General features: G+C 31.8%; 19 protein-coding genes. 12 read left to right on the plus strand and 7 right to left on the minus strand.

The genetic code is table 11. The features are described from left to right. Positions 1 to 226 precede the first annotated feature (226 nt). The 5 genes from N4A68_01730 to N4A68_01750 all read left to right on the plus strand — a co-directional run bounded on the left by N4A68_01730 (position 227) and on the right by N4A68_01750 (position 9,552). The gene (locus N4A68_01730; GenBank protein ID MCT4563040.1) at positions 227 to 1,741 is read left to right on the plus strand and encodes an amidohydrolase; all 1,515 of its coding nucleotides are present in this window, start codon (positions 227 to 229) and stop codon (positions 1,739 to 1,741) included. Next, positions 1,738 to 3,030: a hypothetical protein gene (locus N4A68_01735; protein ID MCT4563041.1), complete on the plus strand. Its 1,293-nt coding sequence runs from the start codon at positions 1,738 to 1,740 to the stop codon at positions 3,028 to 3,030. Before N4A68_01730 ends, N4A68_01735 begins: the two co-directional genes overlap by 4 nt. 914 nt (positions 3,031 to 3,944) lie before the next feature. Continuing rightward, positions 3,945 to 4,484, plus strand: a complete 540-nt coding sequence (locus N4A68_01740) for a DUF5698 domain-containing protein (GenBank protein ID MCT4563042.1) — start codon at positions 3,945 to 3,947, stop codon at positions 4,482 to 4,484. Between the two features lie 263 nt (positions 4,485 to 4,747). Beyond that, positions 4,748 to 7,258: a M28 family peptidase gene (locus N4A68_01745; GenBank protein ID MCT4563043.1), complete on the plus strand. Its 2,511-nt coding sequence runs from the start codon at positions 4,748 to 4,750 to the stop codon at positions 7,256 to 7,258. Beyond that, positions 7,255 to 9,552: an ABC transporter permease subunit gene (locus N4A68_01750; protein ID MCT4563044.1), complete on the plus strand. Its 2,298-nt coding sequence runs from the start codon at positions 7,255 to 7,257 to the stop codon at positions 9,550 to 9,552. The genes N4A68_01745 and N4A68_01750 overlap by 4 nt, the downstream gene beginning before the upstream one ends. Positions 9,553 to 9,678: 126 nt before the next feature. Here the strand turns inward: N4A68_01750 and N4A68_01755 are convergent, their stop codons facing one another. Beyond that, the gene (locus N4A68_01755; protein MCT4563045.1) at positions 9,679 to 11,262 is read right to left on the minus strand and encodes a tetratricopeptide repeat protein; all 1,584 of its coding nucleotides are present in this window, start codon (positions 11,260 to 11,262) and stop codon (positions 9,679 to 9,681) included. A gap of 284 nt (positions 11,263 to 11,546) precedes the next feature. Between N4A68_01755 and N4A68_01760 the strand changes: the two genes are divergently transcribed. Further along, positions 11,547 to 12,185 (plus strand): DUF3841 domain-containing protein, encoded by a 639-nt coding sequence (locus N4A68_01760; protein ID MCT4563046.1) that lies wholly within the window; start codon positions 11,547 to 11,549, stop codon positions 12,183 to 12,185. Between the two features lie 341 nt (positions 12,186 to 12,526). Here N4A68_01760 and N4A68_01765 read toward each other — a convergent pair whose 3' ends face one another. Both N4A68_01765 and N4A68_01770 read right to left on the minus strand, forming a co-directional pair. Further along, positions 12,527 to 13,183, minus strand: a complete 657-nt coding sequence (locus tag N4A68_01765) for a hypothetical protein (protein MCT4563047.1) — start codon at positions 13,181 to 13,183, stop codon at positions 12,527 to 12,529. A 126-nt stretch (positions 13,184 to 13,309) separates the two neighbouring features. Continuing rightward, positions 13,310 to 13,660 carry a helix-turn-helix domain-containing protein gene (locus N4A68_01770; GenBank protein ID MCT4563048.1) on the minus strand — a complete coding sequence of 117 codons (351 nt, stop codon included), beginning with the start codon at positions 13,658 to 13,660 and terminating at the stop codon, positions 13,310 to 13,312. Positions 13,661 to 13,855: 195 nt separating this feature from the next. On the opposite strand from N4A68_01770, the gene N4A68_01775 reads away from it, so the two are divergent. After that, positions 13,856 to 14,059, plus strand: coding sequence for a helix-turn-helix transcriptional regulator (locus tag N4A68_01775; GenBank protein ID MCT4563049.1), 204 nt, complete (start codon positions 13,856 to 13,858; stop codon positions 14,057 to 14,059). A 294-nt stretch (positions 14,060 to 14,353) separates the two neighbouring features. Here N4A68_01775 and N4A68_01780 read toward each other — a convergent pair whose 3' ends face one another. Further along, positions 14,354 to 14,698, minus strand: a complete 345-nt coding sequence (locus tag N4A68_01780) for a helix-turn-helix domain-containing protein (GenBank protein MCT4563050.1) — start codon at positions 14,696 to 14,698, stop codon at positions 14,354 to 14,356. A gap of 297 nt (positions 14,699 to 14,995) precedes the next feature. Between N4A68_01780 and N4A68_01785 the strand changes: the two genes are divergently transcribed. Then, the gene (locus N4A68_01785) at positions 14,996 to 15,181 is read left to right on the plus strand and encodes an aspartyl-phosphate phosphatase Spo0E family protein (protein ID MCT4563051.1); all 186 of its coding nucleotides are present in this window, start codon (positions 14,996 to 14,998) and stop codon (positions 15,179 to 15,181) included. 95 nt (positions 15,182 to 15,276) lie between these two features. On the opposite strand, the gene prfH is transcribed toward N4A68_01785, so the two are convergent. Beyond that, positions 15,277 to 15,897 carry a peptide chain release factor H gene (gene prfH / locus N4A68_01790; protein ID MCT4563052.1) on the minus strand — a complete coding sequence of 207 codons (621 nt, stop codon included), beginning with the start codon at positions 15,895 to 15,897 and terminating at the stop codon, positions 15,277 to 15,279. A gap of 4 nt (positions 15,898 to 15,901) precedes the next feature. After that, entirely contained in the window at positions 15,902 to 17,008 is a 1,107-nt protein-coding gene (locus N4A68_01795) for an RNA ligase RtcB family protein (protein ID MCT4563053.1), read from the minus strand. A gap of 313 nt (positions 17,009 to 17,321) precedes the next feature. Here N4A68_01795 and N4A68_01800 point away from each other — a divergent pair, with 313 nt between their 5' ends. Both N4A68_01800 and N4A68_01805 read left to right on the plus strand, forming a co-directional pair. Continuing rightward, entirely contained in the window at positions 17,322 to 17,726 is a 405-nt protein-coding gene (locus N4A68_01800) for a transcriptional repressor (GenBank protein ID MCT4563054.1), read from the plus strand. Positions 17,727 to 17,774: 48 nt separating this feature from the next. Continuing rightward, complete coding sequence (locus N4A68_01805) at positions 17,775 to 18,326, plus strand: NADH peroxidase (GenBank protein MCT4563055.1); 552 nt, start codon at positions 17,775 to 17,777, stop codon at positions 18,324 to 18,326. A gap of 72 nt (positions 18,327 to 18,398) precedes the next feature. Here the strand turns inward: N4A68_01805 and N4A68_01810 are convergent, their stop codons facing one another. Beyond that, the gene (locus N4A68_01810; GenBank protein ID MCT4563056.1) at positions 18,399 to 19,421 is read right to left on the minus strand and encodes a calcium/sodium antiporter; all 1,023 of its coding nucleotides are present in this window, start codon (positions 19,419 to 19,421) and stop codon (positions 18,399 to 18,401) included. A 721-nt stretch (positions 19,422 to 20,142) separates the two neighbouring features. Between N4A68_01810 and lepB the strand changes: the two genes are divergently transcribed. Beyond that, on the plus strand, positions 20,143 to 20,661 hold the full coding sequence (lepB, locus tag N4A68_01815) for a signal peptidase I (GenBank protein ID MCT4563057.1): 519 nt from the start codon (positions 20,143 to 20,145) through the stop codon (positions 20,659 to 20,661). A 483-nt stretch (positions 20,662 to 21,144) separates the two neighbouring features. Then, positions 21,145 to 22,005 (plus strand): methionyl aminopeptidase, encoded by an 861-nt coding sequence (locus N4A68_01820; protein ID MCT4563058.1) that lies wholly within the window; start codon positions 21,145 to 21,147, stop codon positions 22,003 to 22,005. The last annotated feature ends 189 nt before the right edge of the window (positions 22,006 to 22,194 follow it).

The raw sequence follows: 22,194 nt of genomic DNA on the forward strand, positions 1-22,194 counted from the left end.
TTGTTTATATAGTGTCTTATATATAATTCTAATACTCTAATGTTTATTACGTAATTTATTTAGCGTTAGTACAACGTTAAATATACAAAAAAAGGTAATTTTATTGTAATAATTCAAAGGGGAATAGAATTTTCTATAGAAATAGTAATTATCCAATGGTATTAACATCTTGGAGGTGGAGGCTATAAAAAAGAGAAGCGTACTTTTTAATGGTAACATTATAAAGATGACTAAGGAGAAGGATTATTGCAGTGCTTTAATCATTGAAGATGAGAAAATTGTAGACCTTGGTAGTGATGAAGAGATATTAAATAAAGCTTGGGATGAGGATAGGATAATTGACCTCAACAAAAAAACGATTTTACCTGGATTTATAGATTCACATCTACACCTTATGTCAACCATAATAAATGAGATTTCTCTCAATTTTGAAAGGGCTACATGTATTGAAGAAGTATTACAGATGATAAGTGATAAAGCTAAGGGACTTTCAAAAGGTAGTTTGCTTTATGGGAATAGACTTTCAGAATTCACTTTGAAGGAGAGAAGCTTTCCTACAAGACAAGATATAGACAAAGTTGCAGCAGATGTTGCTGTAATCATTAGTAGTATTGAATTTCATACCGTAGTATTGAATTCCTATGCAATGCATTTATTCAACATCCCATTTACAAGCAATTCCTTTGAGAAGGATATCTGTAACAATTTTACTGGGAAGATAAGAAATAGAGGAAGCTTTATAGCAAGAAGAAAAATGTTTGCAATGATGAGTGACGAAGATCATTTAAGGGGAATAGACTCTGCTGTACAAAAAATAATAAGTAAAGGGGTAACTACTACAGTAACCATGGAGAGCGGTTCATTATTTCATGAAAAGCATATACGTTTGATTAAAGATAATTTAAGAAGATTTCCTTTTGATGTAGAGATATTTTATTCCACCACTGATATAAAAAAGGCTATACAATATGATCTTACAAGGATAGGTGGAGACATTTTTTTAGATGGATCTTTTAGATCTCAAAATGCAGCCATTTACCAACCTTACTCCGATGATCTCAACAACTATGGACACCTTTTCTTTACACAAGAGGAATTAAAGGAATTCATGGGACAAGCCCATAGTCTAGGACTTCAGATATCTGTACATGCTGTGGGAGAGAGAGCTATAGATATGCTTTTAGATTGCTATGAACAAATTCTTCGAGACTCAAATGTTTTTGATTATCGTCATAGAATTGAGCATTTTGAGCTTCCAACTACTAATCAGATTAAGAGGGTAAGAGAGCTTGGGTTGATTTTAGCAATGCATCCAACATATGAGTATTTTTTTAGGGGGAAAGGAGATATGTATGATACTAGATTAGGTATGGAAAGATCTTTGAAGACAAATCCTTTTAAAGAAATATTAGATAATGATATAGTGGTTATTGGATGCTCAGATAGTGATGTTATGCCAGTAGATCCACTGCTAGGGGTGCATTCTGCAGTAAACCACCCTAATATATATTCTAGAGTATCTGTATTTGATGCATTAAAGATGTATACTAAAAACGGTGCTTATTCGTTATTTGATGAGAATACAAAGGGGACAATTGGAGAAGGCAAGCTTGCAGACTTAATAATGCTAGATAAGGACCCGTTAAAAACTGATAAGGACAAGATAAAGTATATCAATATTCTCAATACAATTAAAGGAGGAAAATCCATATATACAGCTGCTGGGGGGATCGATCTATGATTGAGATGAAGATCCTCGGGGATATTAAAGTATATGCTAAAAATAATGATATAACCTCAAAATTGTCAAAAAAAGGACTTGGACTATTGGCGTATATGCTGATTAGTAATAAAGATACATTTTATCGGGAGAAACTTGCGGCTATGCTTTGGAATAGTCACACTAAAGAATCTGCGTATGGAAACTTAAGATATACAGTGTGGAAAATTAGAAGGGTCTTAAATGAGTACCTATCATACAATGTTTTAAGAGGAAATGGAAGAAACAAGTTGACTTTAGAAAAGGAATACTTTAATATCGATGCTATGGAGTTTAACTATCTTAGTAGTGAGTGCAATAAAGAAAATCTAATAAAAGTTGCTAGCTTATATAGAGGTAATTTCATGGAAAATTTCTATATTTACGGAGCTACATATTTTAATGATTGGATATTTAATGAGCGAGAAAATTTTCAGAGAAAATATTTTGATATTGAAATTAAGCTAGCATCAATATATGCAGGTGACAATGAACTTAAGAAGGCTACTAATGAACTAAACAAGCTAATAAAAATTGATCCATTAAACGAAAAAGTATATTTTACTTTGATGAAATATCAAAAACAAATAGGCAATCGAGTTGCAGCAGTAAATACATATAAGAAGATAAAACAAGTTCTAAGAGACGAGTTAAATATAAGTCCAGCAATAGAGCTTCAGAACTTATATAATGAAATATTAATGGAAAAGTCCTATAAAAATACAGAAAATAAAGGGATACAATTCCAAGATTATACTACTAATCTTTCTAAAACTCAAATCAAGATATTTAAATCCAATATACCTGAGAAATTAAAGTCTTATTCACAAATTCTCTCAAATATCTATAATGATAAAGATTATATAATTGATATTGCAACTACTCCAGGACTCAGAATAGACTATGAGGGAATCTTTGAAATATTGGACGGTATAGAAGCTCTGTTGAATAAATATAGTATTAATGAATATAAAAAAATAGTTGAAATAATAAGTGACATAAAACATTCCTATAAGCTACAAGAATACCATATGTTTAGAAAAATAGTAGACTTATTTAGACTTTTAGGAGATAAAAAAGTAATTATAAAGATATGGAATTTACATTATTTGGATGATAAAACCATTGATTTGATCTCATTTTTATATAGAAACGCATATAGAGAAAAGGTATATATATACGGTATATATAATACCAATTGGTATCATAACAGAGTGGATCAATTTCTCAAAGCTTTTAACAGCGAGGATAGTGTTAATGTTATATGTTGAAAAGATTAAGAAAAATCATTCGCCTGGCTAAATAATATTCAATAAGAATGTAAGTAGGGGTGATTAGGAGGATGTAATAGGATAAAAAATTATAGCAGCTTTACTAATAGTATTTCTAATTGTATGTAGAATTTATAATTATAGAGCAAATTGCATAATTACTTTCTATATTTAGAATATGAAACCATCGAGCCGCCTTTTATCTGTATAGTGTATTTTTCGGTATGGGATAGTAAAGTAAAAAAGAAAGATATAGGCATTTAGAGGAAATATCTAGAGTTGCTGTGATATATATAATGTATGGGTAAAAATAAATTGCAAATATTAAATATATATGATATACTATAAAAGTTAGTTTATTGTTTGAGGGAAATTGGATAGATAACAACAGGATATTTTTTACAGTAATCTTATCATTGCTTTAAAAAAGTATCATCAAGATGCTTTTCATCCTATTCTAATGATTTCAAGAATTAAGATGCCTTTCTTGTTTTTAATTGGGGATTCTCAAAATATTTGAATGATTTAATGAAAGCGGTTTTATTCCATTCTTAAATTTTCAATATGGATTATTTAAATGAACAATTACATAATTACTCTTATTAATCTTTAATACGATATGGAATGTTATTATCCCATAATAAAAATATACATATTTTATGTGAAGCCTTTAAGTTTTAAATTATGAAAAATCTTTAAATAACTGATTATTTACTAACATACTTCTACTATGTTAGTTTTTTTATGCTTAAAATTTGTGAAAAGAAAAGTACGCTGAGTATTCCTAAACTCAGATAAATCTATAATGTAAAGAGCTAAGAGCTACTATAGAAACGATTGATGGCAGATAGCTTTAATATAAATAATAGGCTAATAAAAAATAACAATAAATAAATTATGAGGGAGGTGTTATAATGACAAGAAGTGTTATATTTCCACTGATAGGTTTATTTCTAATAACGTCATTTACCAATATCTTAGCAACTCTAAAAACTATATTGATATCAAAAAAAATTATGAACCCGGTTTATCTTGTAGTATTTATTGATGCTATGATTTTTGCAACAGTGGTTACTAAAGTAACTAGCTCAAAGGGACTTCATTTTACAATGGCATATGCTCTGGGGAGGACGATGGGAGTATTTATAGGTAGTAAGCTTGAAGAACGATTAGCCCTTGGTATTTTGGAAGTAGATATATTTTTAGATAATAAAAATAAAATGATCAAGATAGCAGAGAACCTGAGAGATGAAGGATATACAGTAAATAATTTTCTGGCACGAGGTAATAATGGGGATAGAAGGTACAAGGTTGAAGTGGTAATTAAAAGAAAAGAATTTAAAATACTTGAAGATATTATGGATAAATACGGTGTAAGTAATCCGACTTTAAAGATTAAAAATCTAAGTAAGGTAAATGGTAAAATAAGTACTACAAGAATCAAAACAACATAATATATTACATTTGGAAGAAGGAGTTAGGTTGAAATTCGAACCTAGCTCCTTCAACGCATTCTATGACTATAAAAATATTAGGATATGTTTACCCGGGATTAATAGCTAAGGCTGTATGTTGATATTATTTTGTGGAAACTAATCCTGTATTAAAGTGTTCTTGTTTTACTGTTTGTAATAAAAGGAATCCATAGAACAATATAGAAGTATTTATTAATGGGAAAGATTTTACTTAAAAGCGTTGGACGGGAGGAAGCTAGAAAATGTATGGTTTAAAGAAGAGAAAAAAAATAAAGCTATTTAATTTCTTAGTTCCTATTCTAGTTTTAGTATTAATAACAACATACTTTATCGTTGCATATGGGAGATCATTTGATGAAACTATTTTTAGTGTTGATAATATCCATGATCACATAAGAGAATTATCATCGTCTAAGTATAATGGCAGATTAGTTGGGAGCCGCGGGAATGAATTAACTCTTCAATATGTAGAAAATCACTTTAAAAACCTGGGAATTGAGCCGGGCGGTCAGAATGGTACTTATTATCAAGATTTTGATACCATGATAACTCAAATTGACTCAAATCCGCACTTTACCATTGAAAATGTGGATGGAGAAATTCTTGAAGAATTTAAACTGTTTAAGGATTATAAATTCTTCACCTATTGGTATGGTGGAGGGGGAAGATTCAAAGGAGACATTTTATTTGTTGATAAGCATTTGTATGATGTTCCAAAGCAATTGCTTAAGGATAAAATAGTTGTTATGGGAACCTTTGATATTAGGATAAAGGATGTAGAATATGTACTTGAAAATGGGAGTAGGGGTATATTATTTAGAAGGACATCTCCCTATGACAAACTGGATAGAGAGCTTCAGCTTCAGAAAAAGGTTGAAAACACCATAAAAACAGGGAAAAGTATATTTTTTGGATATCTAGGCGGCGATGCATATTACAAGATAAAGCATCATTCCAGTCATGAAGCGATAGATAAACAAGTCCTAAAGGATATTGAAATAAAGAGAAAAATACCCCGGAGTGTAGGCTTGTTAAAGGGGGTAGACCTAAAGTGTGATATTGATTACCCAGTTGTTAAATCCGTAAATATTTTTGGAAAGATTGAAGGAAAAAGAAGGGATGAATATTTAATAATAGGTGCTAATATTGATCATGTAGGGAGTGGAATAGATGGTCAGTATTTCCCTGGTGCATTGAATAATGCTTCGGGAACAGGAATGATGCTCGAACTGGCAAGGATCATAAAATCTCAAAGGAATTTACCGGAAAAAACGATTATCTTTGCTGGATGGAATGCAAGGGAAAATGTTGCCGCCGGGTCCCAATATTATGTGGAAAATCCTTTGTATTCCTTGGGAAAAACTCAAGTTATCAATTTAGGGTGTATTGGCAATAAAAACGAAGAAAAAATTATTTTTGAAAGTGAAGAGAAGGTTGGAAAGATATTAAGAAATAAGTTTTTTCAGTATTCAGAGGATCTAAAGGATACAGAAAAACTAGAAATACAAGGGATTGAAGCAAAGGTAGGGAGCTGGAGCGACCATATGCCCTTTATAGAGGCAAAGGTTCCTGCAATTAATGTGACAGACGGTTATTCAAATATGAATACATATAAGGATACTATAGACAATGTTAGTAAAGAGAAATTAGAGAAAATTGGAATAGTCTTAACAAGCTATATCAAGAGAGAGGTCTTTAAAGACACTCTTCCAGACTTCTTTAATGGTATTGAGTTAGCATTAATAATTGTATTTTTATTGGGAGCTGTATTAATTTATATAATCCTATCATTTAATAAAGGAAATTTAGGTATCAGTATATTCAGTGCAACTATAGAAGATATATATTATTCATCGGGATTTAATGCTTTGTTGAAATTCTATTATTTTGTAACCCCAGCCTTCATAATATTATTTTCTTTAATTTTTATAGCAAACTTGCCTCCGAGCTTTAACCTAGAATTTCATAATGGTCAGGTATACACTAATCTATCAATGTATTTAAGCTTGAAAAAAAGTGTTTTATATATTAGAAATTTGATTTTTAATGGACTAGGTACAACAGAAAATCATGTTGAAATAATTAAAATCATGTATGCATCTGTAGGTAGAAGTATGAAGCTAATACTCACAACAATTGCTATTTCCTTAGTATTGGGAGTACTAAAGGGGATGTTTGATAGCTATAGAGGTGGAAGAAAAGGAGCTTTAAGAACGTTAGGAACCTTGATAACCTTCTCACTGCCAGACGTCTTAATAGTTCTATGTGGGATGCTGTTGATTACTTTCATTTCCAAGAGTGATACCATGAGGCAGTTATTTGATTTAAAGGTTCTTAGGGGATTTATTATACCACTACTAACTTTATCTATAATTCCAATGGTCTATATATCTAGAATCACATTTATTGTTGTACAAGAGGAAGTACAAAAAGGATATGTGGTGGCAGCTAGAAGTAAGGGCTTAACGAAATTTCAAGTATTTACTAAACACATATTGATTTCCGTAATACTCAAGGTTATTGACTCCATCCCAACATTGATTACAATAATAATTTCAAACTTAATTGTAGTGGAGTATCTATTGAATTATAAAGGGATTCTTTTTAATCTTTATAGATTCTATGAGGGTCATGATGTAACTAGCTTTATAGGTTTCTCCCTGGCCCTGGGGTTAATATACATACTATTTATTACTGTATCTAAGGCAGTTTCAAAATTAATTAATCCTATGAAGAGGGAGGGTGCCCAATGAAGAAGTTTAATTTACCATTAATTTTAGGAGGAATAATAATATTCCTTGTTATTGTGGTGATGGTGTTTCCTAGTTTTTTCACCAAGGTCAATCCCTATGGTATACAGCAGATTAAAACATGGACTGAAGAAGTGGGTAAGTTTAAACTTCAGGCCGCACCCTTTCCACCTTCTAGGGATGCCATACTTGGCACCGATGAATTAGGCAGAGATACATTAAGCCTCATTATTTACGGGACAAAGCTAACTATTTCATTAGGCTTACTTGTTGTTATAGGCAGATTCTTAATTGCTTTGCCTATAGGTATGACAGCTGGCTTTGGTAGTTTAATATCAAAGGCAGTAATTAATCAATTTAATGTTATTTTCAGTGCCATACCGGCTCTCTTAATAAGCTTAATAGTACTAAAACTAGATTTTTTTGTGAATCTAGATAAGCACCAGTCTATTGTTGCCTTTGTTATTGTCCTTTCCTTTGTAGGCTGGGCTAAGTTAGGATTGATTATTATGGAAAGGGTTCAGGAGATTTTGGCTAAACCCTTTATCAAAGATGAGATAGCCATAGGGAAGAGTAGATTTAAAATAGCAATAGAAAATGTTATTCCCCATCTAGCTGCTGAAATAGTTGTGATTTTCTTTATGGAAATAGCAAGGGCTCTTACTCTAATCATGCAGCTTGGAATATTTGGTGTTTTTGTTGGAAATCTTAGGATTATTGAGGATACAGAGGGTGGAAAAATATTAGCGAAAAACATCAGCTTTGAACCCGAATGGGCAAGTATGCTTGGTACAGCTAGAAACCAAATAAGAAGCGCACCGTGGAATGTTTTTTCACCTGCATGTGCATTTTTTATAAGTGTATTAGGATTTAATCTATTTGGTGAAGGCTTGAGGGGGTATTTACAAAAAAAAGATTCAAAATTCATTCCTACTTTAAGAAGAATATTATCCTTTGATTTTAAAGTGCTTAAATCCCCATTCCAAAGTGATGGAGGAAAAAGGAGTATAAACTATAAAGTCATAACAGTTTTTCTGGTAATTTTAATTGCAGCTACAGGCATATTTTATGCTAAGGCTAATAAATATGAATTCTGTCTTAATAACTCCACATATAACTTTACTTCAAGCCTCGAAAATCAAGTGGTAATTGGATCCGATGAGGCTGAAAAAGTAGCCTTGGATATTGCTATGAAGATGAAAGAAATAGGACTAGAGCCTTTGTATGATGAAGGATTTATAAAGGAATACAAGACTGTGGATATTTATGTTCCCACATGGGAGAGTTTTGAGATGAAAGTGGGTAATGAAAAAAGAAAATTAATATTAGGCAAGGATTATTCACTTATTGGATTTGGTGATATTGATAGGGCAGGGAAGATTTATGACGCAACTAGGGATGACATGTTTAACATAAAGGATTATAATAGGTTTTCAGATAAATTTGTACTTATCAATACAAGATTTTACACCGAGGATGCAGTAAAATATTTTGCTAACAATATACTTGAAAAATCCAGTGCTAAGGGAGTCCTGTGTATTGCCAAGGAAAAACAAGAACTGCCAACGTCCTTGGGACATGATATTTATGGTGGGATAGTAGCTGTAATAACAAAGGATATGGGGAAGGTTCTGATCGATAATAAGGATGTAAACTTAAATATTTCTGTCAAAAGTAATAAGTTGAATTCCGTAGGAAGAAATGTCCTAGGAATACTCCGTGGAGAAGATCAAAGGGTAGGGGAGGAAGCTATTATAGTAGGTTTAGGCTATAATTATACTGATAAAGAACTTGGAGAAAAAAGGCTTCAGTTTGATTTAGAACTTATGAAAAGACTTTCCCAGGACAATATAAATAGAAATAGGTCGATTATATTTGCTTTTTGGGATGGGACAATTAAGGATGAGTACGATGGTATTAGGGATTATGTAGAAAATCCCATATATCCTGTTAAAAAAAGTACTGTCTATATAGATTTAAGTAAATTAAACTCTTATAAATATGATTACTTGAATTATAGTACAGCCCAAGCACCTTTAACTAGATATTTTGGCTGGAGTCTAGGCCATCAGCTTGAGAAAAACTGTGAAGAAAAGGAAATTGAAATCAAAGAGTATGGGGTAAAGAATTATTACCAGACTAAATTACAAGGTAGCCTTGTAGATAATCTCATGTTCCTAGAAAGGGGGATCGCAACAATCATTATTAGAACTACAGATGAAGATAATGAAGGTAGGTTTGATTTAGAGGATATTGGAAGGATATTAATTAGGACTATAAATGAAAACAATTATTGATGTGAAGAATAAAGCAAGGGAATAGAAGTCGGCTCTTCCATGAAACTTTATGTTAACTAAGCCATAATCCCATACCCTTGCCTTTGAAATTTTCATGATTCTTACTAGTCAGTCTAGTTTTATTAACTATTCACCCGTTAGCTCATCAAATTCCTTAGGACCAATTATACCTATAAATACATCATCCGCTAATGCCAAATCTAAATAGCTTTCATCAAGGCTGATTGCTATTTTTAGATTTGCAACTGTCTCATCATGATTCTTTAGCATAGCATAACATCGGCTTTTACCAGCATATGCCTCGGCTGCATCGGGATATAATTTTATGCATTTGTCATAGTTTGAGATAGACATTGTGTATTCCTTTAACATAAACAATGCATCTGCTTTGTTAAGATAAGCTATTTCAATATCAGGATTTATCATAATGATTTTATCATAATTTTCAATGGCTTCATTATATTTCTTTTGTTCAAATAATATATCAGCAATATAAAAATAAGCATCTATATCATTTGGAACTAATTCCAAATTCTTTTTAAAGTTTTCTAATGCTTTATCATATTTTTTAAGGGCTAAATATGTTATTCCCTTGCCATAATATGCAAAGGACACTTCCGGATCTATTGCTAAAGCCTTGTCATAGCACTTTAAAGCTTCATCATATCGTTCCAAATTCTTTAAAGCATTTCCCTTATTATTGTAGGGTGCAGCAGCATCAATAGGATCTATCTCTATGGATTTATCTATATAGGGTAATGCTTCCTCGGGTTTTCCCAACTCAATCAGTGCCCAACCAATATTATTATAGGCAGAATCATGCTCCGGATCAAATTCAATGGCATAATTATAATATTTTATGGCATCTTCATATCTTCCATCGGAATGTAGCTTATAACCGTATTCATTATAAAAATTGGCACAAGCAATGGGATCACAGACGGGAGCCTTGATAAGAACATTTTTTTTATTTGAAGTCATTTCCCTTGAAATTTTAAGCTTACCCTTTTCTGTTTCTTTAGTTTCAAATATCGTAGTTTCTTTTATAAGTTCATTGTTTTCGTCTATAACAGCCTTTAAAATATAATTTTCAATATCAGACTTTTTAAGGCCGATATTACCGGTTATGGACTGAAAAAGTAGCTGAGAATCTATATTTTTATAGTCAATGGTGTACTCTGTATATACTTTATCTTCAACAGTGATTTTATTTACACTAATATCATTTAGCAGATTGAATCCTTCAAGAAAAATATTTATAGTTTCATTTATATCTAAGAATTCTTTTTCCAAATCTTCCTTTTTCAAATCTTCCTTGGTTGTTGTTTTAACCTTTATCCAAGAACCATCGTTCTCATTAAAATACAATTTACCATCTGCTAAAATATAATGTACTTTTCTAGTAGATGGATTATCGGAGCAGTTATCCTGTTTATCAAAGACAATTTCCATATTATTTTCATTTAACAATATAGTAGTTTTTGTATTCACATTATGAGTAACTTCATTTTCTAATATTTCTACATTATCTATGGTTGTTATTTCTCCATTATAATCTGAAATATTAAGCTTTTTATATGCTTCATATAAATCAGGATATTTTTCTTCATTACTGCTAGCAGCTGTGTTTCCATTTTCTTCACCATAAGCCGATATCCCCATAGAAGCCATAATCATTACAATGAAAAAGATAAAAAGACCTTTTTTCATTAGGTACACCTCCATTAATTTTTATCCTACCTTAAAAGGTATGTAACCAACCAGCTTTACATGCTCCATTTTTAATTTCAACATTTGAGCTGTAATAATACCTATTACTAAAATTATGATATAATACCCTAGGAAATTTTTATTTATAGGTACAGCATTATAATTACGATTAGGCATAAATTATCAAAAAAAATAAAATATTCAATAATTAAGATTATACACCAAAAAAGTAGAATAAGATAGTAGGTGTTACATCTTATAGGTAGTAAGTAGCCACTTTTATAATGGATAAGAAAGAGGTGTTTTTTATAAGACTTTGGACTATACAAGACGAAAGAGGATATAATCAACTAAAAGAAAATAAAGTTTTCAGTGGGAATATTGAATATGTTGATTATGATTTCAGAAGGCCATATAGATGGATGATCGAGCAGATGGAAAAGAGACTCAAAACCCCAAGAGTAGATTTATCTACATATCCAGTCTGGGCATGGTATCAGTGGAATGGTACCAATAAAAGAAAGCCAGATTTAAGATATACAGCCCATTTGCCAAAAGGGAAAAAAGGGTACAGAGTTGAATTTGAGATAGAAGAGGAAGCAGTATTGTTATCGGATTTTGACCTGTTCCATCATGTGATAAATTATTGGTACCTGCCTAAGGGTGAAAAAGATGATAAATCATTTGAACTTGAAATGGAGAAAAATCAAATAGAATTATTTACCTTGCAGGATTTCAATAAACATTCAAGGGTAATTGATGATTTAAGATTGAGGATAGAAAAAAGCTGGGATTTAATATTTGATTTGGAGTGGTACGACAAATATATAAATTATCCAAAGGATAAAAAGTCAATTCAAGCAACTTTTTGGGAACTGCGATGGGAGCAGGTAATTGATGTGAAGGGATTTATTGCAAAATAATGAAAACGGTAGTTTATAAAAGTACTAAGGTTTTCATTATCTTGCAGTGGAAATTTTTTTCATCTCCTACCGTTCATTTTATCCAAAGACTCTTTTAACATCTGTAATTTTTCTATACCATCAGTGAGTACTCCCGGGTCAATATTTTCTTCAACCATTCTTTTTACAAATTCCATTTGTTGATAAAAAAGTAATACAAGAATTACAATGTAATCATAAGAAGTAACTTACACTATACATCTCTTAGTATTATAGAATACCCCAAATCACACATAAATTGCCATATAGGACATAAAAAATAATCTGGAGGTAGTATTAAATGAACTCCATATTCCCGATTTTTAATGCATCTTCTCAACAATTTTATCTATATTAGCAACCCTTTCTTCAAGCTTTAAAATCCAATCATATTTTTCTTTGCCCGATAAAAATAATTCATACTGTTTAATACCAAACTGACTAGTTTGTGAGCTTCCTAGTTGACTTAGATAATGCTCGATCATCACCAATTCAACTTTCAGTTTCTTATAATTATTTAAAAGCTGTGGGGTAATTGGTTTATCATTTGAAAAGTAGGTATTGTGTACATGGATAAATTCATTCAAGTTATTTTTTAGGCTGTTAACTAGGGAATAGAAACGCTCACTATCATAGGTTAGTTTGGAAGCTCTCAAATCTAGCTCTAGGAGCTGTAGCGTTTTATTTATTTCTTCGATTATGGTTACAAGCTTGATAATATCTCCTTCATTTTCCATTTTATTTGGATATTTAATAGCATGAAAAGCTTCTTCTACAAAGTTATAGGCTATATAAGTAGAAGTATTATGGCTGCTTTTGATCTGTATGTATTTATATGTGATTATAGTATTTAATACCAACATCCCTGCTAATGCTATGAGGTATTTTTTATTATTGAAATTATACTTCTTTAAAGCTGTACCTATTAGATATAGGATTATTAAGACCGGCATTATATCGAAGAGAATTAGAAATAGCATAAAAGACTCCTTCGGGATTTGATTATATCATTATGAAAGTACAGAAAGCTGGAAAACCCAGCTTTTGCTTCTATAACAATTTGTGAAAATAAAGATATTGACTATCATAGATATAGTTGGATAAAATTATTTCCTATCTACTCCCTTACCAAAACTATCCTTCTGCCTCAACAAATCAACATATTCTTTAACCTTAGCTATATCTTCCTTAGACAGATCACCTACATCTAAGGTATAAGAAGCTTTGCTTTCTTTTAGGACTATTTCTTTGTATAAATTTCTGATGTCTGTTCTTCCTAGAAGATAGTCTGTTGAAACATCGAAAAAATCAGCAATTTTTTGGAGTATTTGAAAATCAGGTTTTCTTTGTCCCGTTTCATACATGGCTATTGTACTTGGAGATAGATTAAGTAATTTTGCTAATTGTCGTTGGGTGAGTTTTCTTTCATTTCTTAGTTGTTTTAATATTGCATTCATACAATTCCCCTGTTAGTCTTATTTTGTATCATAGTATATAACTAATTTATCACTAAATGTGAGAATTATCAAATAAATAAAGACAAAATCACAAAAAGTGAAAATTGCATATAATAGTTGTTGACAATATCACTAAATGTGATACAATGTTATTGTCGACACTCACATAACGTGAAGAGTAGAGGAGGTGGTTTAGTGGAAACTCTTAGTGGACTAAGGCAGAAACTTGGGCTGACCCAAAAGGAATTACATGAGAAAACGGGTATACCAATGAGTTCTATTGCAATGTATGAAATAGGTGAAAGAATGCCTAGTTTAAAAAGAGCTAAAAAGCTCGCTAAATTTTTTGAAGTACCAATAGAAGAAATTGCTTTTGGGAAAAAAGTTCACAATGAGTGATATATATAATGCTGCATAAAAACAGACTAGAGGAATGAATTGATGCAAGAAAGGAAAGTTATTATTATGAAGATATAAAGTCTATTAGCTTTTATATTATAATACGGGGACAGACCCCTAGACATATTATGAAGATAGCATGTCAAATGGGTTAGTTCCCGTGGTATATTCTACAAATTATTATTAGCCCATAAAAAACTATATTTAAATTCAAATTGTTTCTTAATAAGGATTGAAAAAAATATATATGTTGTGGTAAAATATACCAAGAGGCATCCCGAACGTTTGTTTGTTCTATTTATTCCTTTGTAGTATATCAATAAATTTTTTTATATCTCCGGGACATATTTGTTTATCTTGTATTTCCTTGGCTAATATTAGATATTCATGGGATATTTCTTTGGTGAGATAATGTTTACTTAATTGTATTTGGCTTGGATCATCTGCGGTATCAAGTAAATAATCTATAGAAATATTAAAGATACACGATATTTTTTTTAGTGTGGAGGTATCGGGGTCTCTTTTATCAATCTCATACATACCTATAGTGCCTCTAGAAACACCTATTTGTTTTGCTAGATCACTTTGTGTTAAATTAAATTCTTTGCGTAATAAAGATAATTTTTTACCAAATGACATTTTGGGCCTCCTAAAAATGACTTTCATTTTGATTGTAACATGAAATGGGGCTTCTAGTAATCCACTGAAACGATAAGTTGCAAAACTATGATAATAATTGACAATCATATAAAAATTTACTATTATTGTTTTATGGTTGTAACTCAATGTTACATATATTCCGCTGAAATATTATGGTGAAAAATGGATTATTTATAAATTTGAAATTATTTATGAAGTGACTTGATATAAAGAGGTAGTAAAGCTTAAGGAAGTTCAATGAACATCATAAAGGGATAGTTTGGGAGGTGGTATATAATGAAAGAGATAGAAGCAAAGATTAAGCAAAATATCAAAAACAGAATCGATACATTAAGATTAGAATTAAATGAAGTATATGAGACACAAGGACATACTAAGGAAGTAGTTAAGATGAGTCAAGAATTAGATAAATATATTTTTTTTGCCCAGCGAGAAGCTATGAGAAAGAGCGGAGATGAATAGATACTAGATTGCCCATGTAGGGTTACATAATAGGGTAATAACTAAGTATTTTATATGGAAAAAGGGCAAGCCCCTATGGAAATCTCCATGGAGGCTTATTTTACTTCTCTAAACTCTTTTCCTTTAAATACCCTTATTGGATCACCACGTTTAATGCTGTGATGTTTTTCCCAAAGAGTTTTATGTCTTTCTTTATTTTTTTCATTATTTAATTCTTCGAGTTTTCTATTTAATCTAATCATAGCAAGCTTTTTATTTTGGTATTGACTTCTTTCCTCTTGAGCCTTTACAACTATTCCCGTAGGGTTATGGGTGATTCTGACCCCTGTCTCAAGCTTATTGACATTTTGACCTCCATTACCGCTGGACCTCATGGTCTCAATCTTAATATCCTTTAAGCTCAAAGCTATATTTTCTTCCTCATTAAAGGTTTCAATCTCAATAAACCAATTTTTTCTTTTATGATTAGGTCTAAATTCACTCTTGCATACCCATAGCATACTTCCTTCTATAGATACCACATAGTCTTTAGCCGCTTTACCTGTCAATCTAAGAAAAACGGACTTTAGAGTATTCCTTTCCTCACCTTCAGTATAGGCAAGGAGGGTAGTTTTAATATCTTTACGAATACATTCCTTTTCGATTTTTTTTAGTAAAAGGTAGACAAATCTACAACATTCTATGGGCGCCGACCCGGCGCTTATTTGAACCCACATGGTTTTAAGCCTTATAGGTAATTAAGGGATTCAAACTAGCAATAGGCTTTATCATTTTTTTGCCTACCATATCCTCAATTACTCTATCTATATTTTTATATGCTTCCGGGGCTTCCTCATATATTAGATTTTTGTCCTTGTATATGATGCCTGTTGTAAATTTGTTTTGTCTTATGGATTTTTTAGAGTAGATTTTTTCTAATCTTTCTTTACAACCAAGCCGTGACCATTTTCTTCCTGCTCCATGGGAAATAGAAAAAGCATATTCAAATAGATTGTCCGTAGGTTTAACTATATATGATTTTGATCCCCTAGAGCCTGCTATAACCACGTAGCCTATGTCAGAAGGGGCTGCACCCTTTCTATGTATATAGTAGGTTTCACCATTGTATTCTTTTTTTGTTATACTATTATGAATACTATCTAAGAGCTTTATATTTTCTTTGCTGCTGATGGCAGTTAAAATCCTATGGGCTATCAGTTCTCTGTTTAAAGTTGCAAAGTCTATAGCTTTATCATGCTCCTTTAGATACTGATTAAATCCCATATCTTCAATATTAAGACCATTTTGACAAGAGTATTCCTTTATATACTTGTTCAAGATGTATTCACCATAGCTTCTAGATCCACTATGTACTAATAGAAAGATATTGTTTTTTTCTATCCCTATATCTTCTAAAGCATCTTTATCATAAACTGTGTCAATTTCCTCAAGCTCTGCAAAGTGGTTACCAGAGCCGATAGTTCCTAGTTTTTCTTTGAAAGGAATATCCACGTATATTTTATCCTCAATCATGTGCTTGATATCAATGTGATTAGTATCCTTTAAATTTTCAAGTTTTTTCATTATTTTAATTACATTAAATTTCCTTTTCTTTATGCCCGTTGAAAAAAGTGCGATTCCACAGCCTATATCATTTCCTATGATATGGGGATAGATGACATCCTTTGTCATATAGCTGGCACCAACTGGAGTTTTACCAACATGTAAGTCTGGTAGCCCCACGGCCTTTATGATCCCAGGTAAAGTTGATACTTTTTTCAATTGCTCTACAGCATTACTTTCAATCCATGATTTTTCACTTTTAACTATTATAATCTTTTTATCCATATTCTCTCCTTAATTTTTAGTTTTTCACCTATAGAGAGAATAAAGATATGAATCATTATTAGTGTCTAATTCTATCTATATTCTCTCACCGTATTATATTTATTCATCATATTGATCACGTCCCTTCAAAAAATTATATAGCCTATGATGTTTAGGCTTTATAGATTATTCTATCACATTATACATAATAATTAACATAAAAAAGTTGACAAGAATAGAGGAATATAGTATTCTATATTTGTAATCGTTACAAACTTGGAATTGTTACAAAATAGTAGTGGGAAATAAGTTTATCTCAAAGGTTGGTGATCAAATGGAATTAAGAATTGATAAGATAGATGAGTATCTAAAGAGTAATGATATAAAGCCATCCTACCAGAGAATAAAAATTTTAGAATATTTAATACAAAACAAAAATCATCCCACAGTAGATATGATTTATCAAGAGCTAGTTAATAGGATTCCTACACTTTCCAAAACTACTGTATATAATACATTAAAACTATTTGTGGATAAAAAGATTGTAGCATTGATAAACATAGAAGATAATGAAACAAGATACGATGTGGATACAACATTTCATGGACATTTTAAATGTAAAAAATGTAATGAAGTATATGATATCAAAACTGAGATGCCCATATTAAAAGATATGGATGATTTTCAAATTGATGAGTATCATTTGTATTTGAAGGGTATATGTAAAAAGTGCATATAAAATATGCTTTTTTAAATAAAAATATTAAAGTAATGGGGGAATTCAAAAATGAAGAAATTTGTTTGTACTGTATGTGGTTATGTTCATGAAGGGGAAAACGCACCAGAAAAATGTCCACAATGTGGGGTCCCAGCTGATAAGTTTAAAGAGCAAGTAGCGACAGAAGGATTAAAGTGGGCTGATGAGCATAAAATAGGTATCGCCAAAGGAGTAGACCCAGAGATAGTAGAAGGATTAAAGGCTAACTTTATGGGTGAATGTACAGAGGTAGGTATGTATTTAGCTATGAGTAGACAAGCCGATAGAGAAGGTTTTCCAGAAGTTGCGGAAGCATATAAGAGAATAGCCTTTGAAGAAGCTGAACATGCCGCAAAATTCGCAGAGCTTCTTGGAGAAGTTGTAACAGCTGATACAAAAACTAACTTAAAGATGAGAGTAGATGCTGAGCATGGTGCCTGTCAAGGGAAAAAGGATCTTGCAACGAGGGCAAAGGAATTAAACTATGATGCTATCCATGATACAGTACATGAGATGTGTAAAGATGAAGCTAGACACGGTATGGCATTTAAAGGATTATTAAAGAGATATTTTGGAGAGTAATACAGGAATTATTATTTCTACATAAAAAGATAGCATCGTTGACAACGATGCTATCTTTTTTTTCCTATATATCTATATCCATACATAGTTCAAAACTAGGTAGGTAAAATAAATACCCGAAAGGAATAGACCTTCTTTCTTTGAAATCTCATCATTTTTATTTTTTGAAAAAATTCTAAATGCAGATAGTATGATAAGCATTGCTGGTATCTGAAGCTTATAGAAATTAACGGGAACATCCAGTCCACCCTTTGTTACAGCAGCTGCACTACCAACTACAAATAGTACGTTGAGGATATCGGCCCCGACTATATTCCCTACAGCTAATTCGCCGTGTCCTTTTCTCACAGCCGTTACAGCCGTTACTAGTTCCGGTAAACTGGTACCAAAAGCAACTAGGGTAGCAGCAATGATACTCTGTGGGATACCTACTCTAACAGCTGTAATACCTACAGAGGGTATAAGTATCTTGGATGAGACGATAACAAGTAATATGCCAATGATTAGCTTTAGTATTTGAATTACTATGGGATTTTTTTCTACAGCGAAGGCTGCTTCATCTGCTACATCATCCCCGGGACAGTTCGTATTTTTAGCCCATTTTAATGAAACGTAAGTATAAATTATAAGTATTAGGAGAAAGAGCCATCCCATCCATTGGCTTATATTACCAGTCACACCGTTGGATAAAATAGGAAGACTGACGATGGCTAATAAAAGACCAGAAAGGAACTGAATCCTGCCTTGCCTATCAACCACCATTTTATCTACTGGGAGATGCCCAATAAGGGCAGCTAAACCTATTATAAGTCCGGTGTCGACTATTATAGACCCAATGGCATTGCCTAAAGCAAGATCAGGGTTGCCGTTCACAGCTGCTAGGACTGAAACAGTTGCTTCGGGAAGGGTGGTTCCCAGGGATACAATAGTTGCTCCAATAATAATTTTAGGTACACCCCAATGTATAGAAAGGCTAACAGCTTCATCAACTAGCATATCTGCACCTTTACTTAAGGTGTACAGCATGGCTGCCACAATCAAGACCAATACTAGAGTAGGAAATGATGTTAAATAACTGAGAATAAGTTCTTCCATAAATATACTTCCTTTCTTTTCCACATGGTTTATGGTTTATAATGTATCGGGATTAAAGGAGTAGATTGAAAAAATAAAAAAGACTCTACAATCAACCTCGGTTGATCGTAGAGTCTCACCAGACATATTTGCCATCAAAGCCGGGAAAATATCCTTTCCGAAATGACGACTTTGATCCCTTTTTCAAGGTCAGTTACTCCCTCTATTCACGATAGTAATTATAAGTTAATTAATAAATTTTGTCAATCTTATTTGCAAAAATAAAAATATTGGAGGATAATAGGTATGGATAAAGAATTATTGTTAATAGATTCCATTAGATAATGATTTTTATTTGAGGATTGAAGGAGGGGTTGTAATGAAGGCCTTAGGGTCTGTAGGTATATCCATACACAGTATAATATGGCAATTGAGCAAATTGCATAATTACTTTCTGTAAAAACCATCTACTACATGTAGTTTTAAAATCCTTAAAGCTATACCATATATATTATGCAATTGTGCCAAGTAAGAGTTATGCAATTTCCTCAATTAATAAATACAATATTCCTAATTGGATTTATTTATGCTATTTATTATTTGATATTCAAGCTGCCTAAGAAGGGGAAGGAACGTGATAGGAGGATTGATGAGCTAGAAAGAAAAATCAATGATATGAATGATAAATTAGATAAAATGGTTTGAATTATATTATTTTTAACATAAAGGGGATGATTATAATATGACTAAAGAAATACTTGAATGGATAAAAACCATTGGACTATCCGTAGTTATTGCTTTGTTTATCACAACATTTATTGCGAGACCTACTTTGGTACAGCAGTCCTCCATGTATCCTACATTGAACTCAAATGATTATCTGATGCTCAATAAGATTTCCTATAGGTTTCATAAGCCTGAAAGAGGGGATATAGTGGTGTTTGAGAGTTGTTTGAAATCAAAGAAGGGTAAGGCTAAGAATTTAATTAAAAGGGTGATCGGGGAAGAGGGAGATAAAGTAGTTATTAGGGATGGCAAAGTTTATGTTAATGATGAAGAGCTTAAAGAGAATTATATCAATGGAGGCGTTACTCCCGGTGATGTTGATGTAGTGGTTCCAAAGGATAATGTTTTTGTAATGGGAGATAATAGGCAGGGAAGCCTTGATAGTAGAAGGCTAGGAACAATTGATATTGATAATATAGAAGGAAAGGCTTTGGTAAGGCTTTTTCCCTTTAATAGAATTGGAAGAGTTAACTAGTGAGCAAATTGCATAATTACTTTCTGTAAAAACCATCTACTACATGTAGTTTTAAAATCCTTAAAGCTATACCATCAAATATGCTTATATCTTAAGCAATTAAATCAAGGATGATATTCGCATATGCAATTGTGCCAAGTAAGAGTTATGCAATTTCCTCTAGTATTTAAAATATAGGGATTACAATCGAAACTTTCTAGAATCAATTAAATATGCATTTGAATATATTATTATAAATGAAATATTGTAGATTGAATGTTATTAGGGCTTAGCTTTTGGCAGATGAAAAAATAAACAAGTTAGATTGTGAAGTGATTTTGATTTTTTTTAAGTAGTTCATTTTGGGCATACTCACCATATGTAAGGGATGAAGTAACGACGAAAGGAATTAGGGGAGCGAGTAGGATGACTAGTTTATTTTTAAATGTGCCTTAGGGAGGTTCTATTTATATTAATATATAATTTAGAAGGAGTAATGTAATGATGAAGCTTTCAAGAAATGACTTGTGTTGGTGTGGTAGCGGTAAAAAATATAAGAAGTGTCACTTAGAAATCGATGAGATGCTTAGAAAATTTGAATTAGAGGGGTATAGGATACCCTCGAGGAAACTAATAAAATCCCATGATCAAATAGAAGGTATTAAGAGAAGTGGAAATATAAATAGAAAAATCTTCGACTTATTACAAGACTTTATTCGTCCTGGAGTTACTACGGATGAGATAAATAATATAGTTCATAGGGTAACAATTGAAGACGGTGGCCGTCCTGCTCCCTTAAATTATAATGGATTTCCTAAAAGTGTGTGTACTTCTATCAATGATGTGATTTGTCATGGTATACCCGATGAAACTGTTTTAAGGGAAGGGGATATAATTAACATTGATATAACCACTATACTAGATGGATATTATGCAGATTCAAGTAGGATGTATAAGGTAGGAAATGTATCCCATAATGCAGAGGACTTAGTTAAGACTGCCAAGGAGTGCTTAGATATAGGAATAAGCATGGTAAAGCCCTTTGAAACGTTAAAAGCCCAGGGGATGGAAATAGAAAAGTATGCTAAGGAAAAGGGGTATTCAGTGGTAAAGGATCTAGGAGGCCATGGAACCGGTTTAGATTTCCATGAAGAGCCCCATGTGCATCATTTTGATACAAATGAAAATGATATGATTTTAATTCCAGGTATGGTTATTACCATAGAGCCAATGATAAATGAAGGTTTGTTTTTTTGCAGACAAATGAGTGATAATTGGACTATAAAGACTATAGATGGAGGATTATCGGCACAATGGGAACATACTATTGTTATTACGGAAACAGGAACAGAGATATTGACTTGATTATTACAAGTATACGTAGTATTCATAACTATAGCTGAAATAGCTTTAAGATTCATGAATTCAATAAGAGATGAGGAAGCAAACTAATATTTTTACACACTTTTTACACATTTATCACAATTTTATTCCAAGATCAGAATTTATAATAAAAATAAGAAAGGAACAAAAAACAAAAAAAGGAGTGTGTAG

The sequence above is a fragment of the Maledivibacter sp. genome, from assembly GCA_025210375.1.
Taxonomy (GTDB): Bacteria; Bacillota; Clostridia; order Peptostreptococcales; family Caminicellaceae; genus JAOASB01.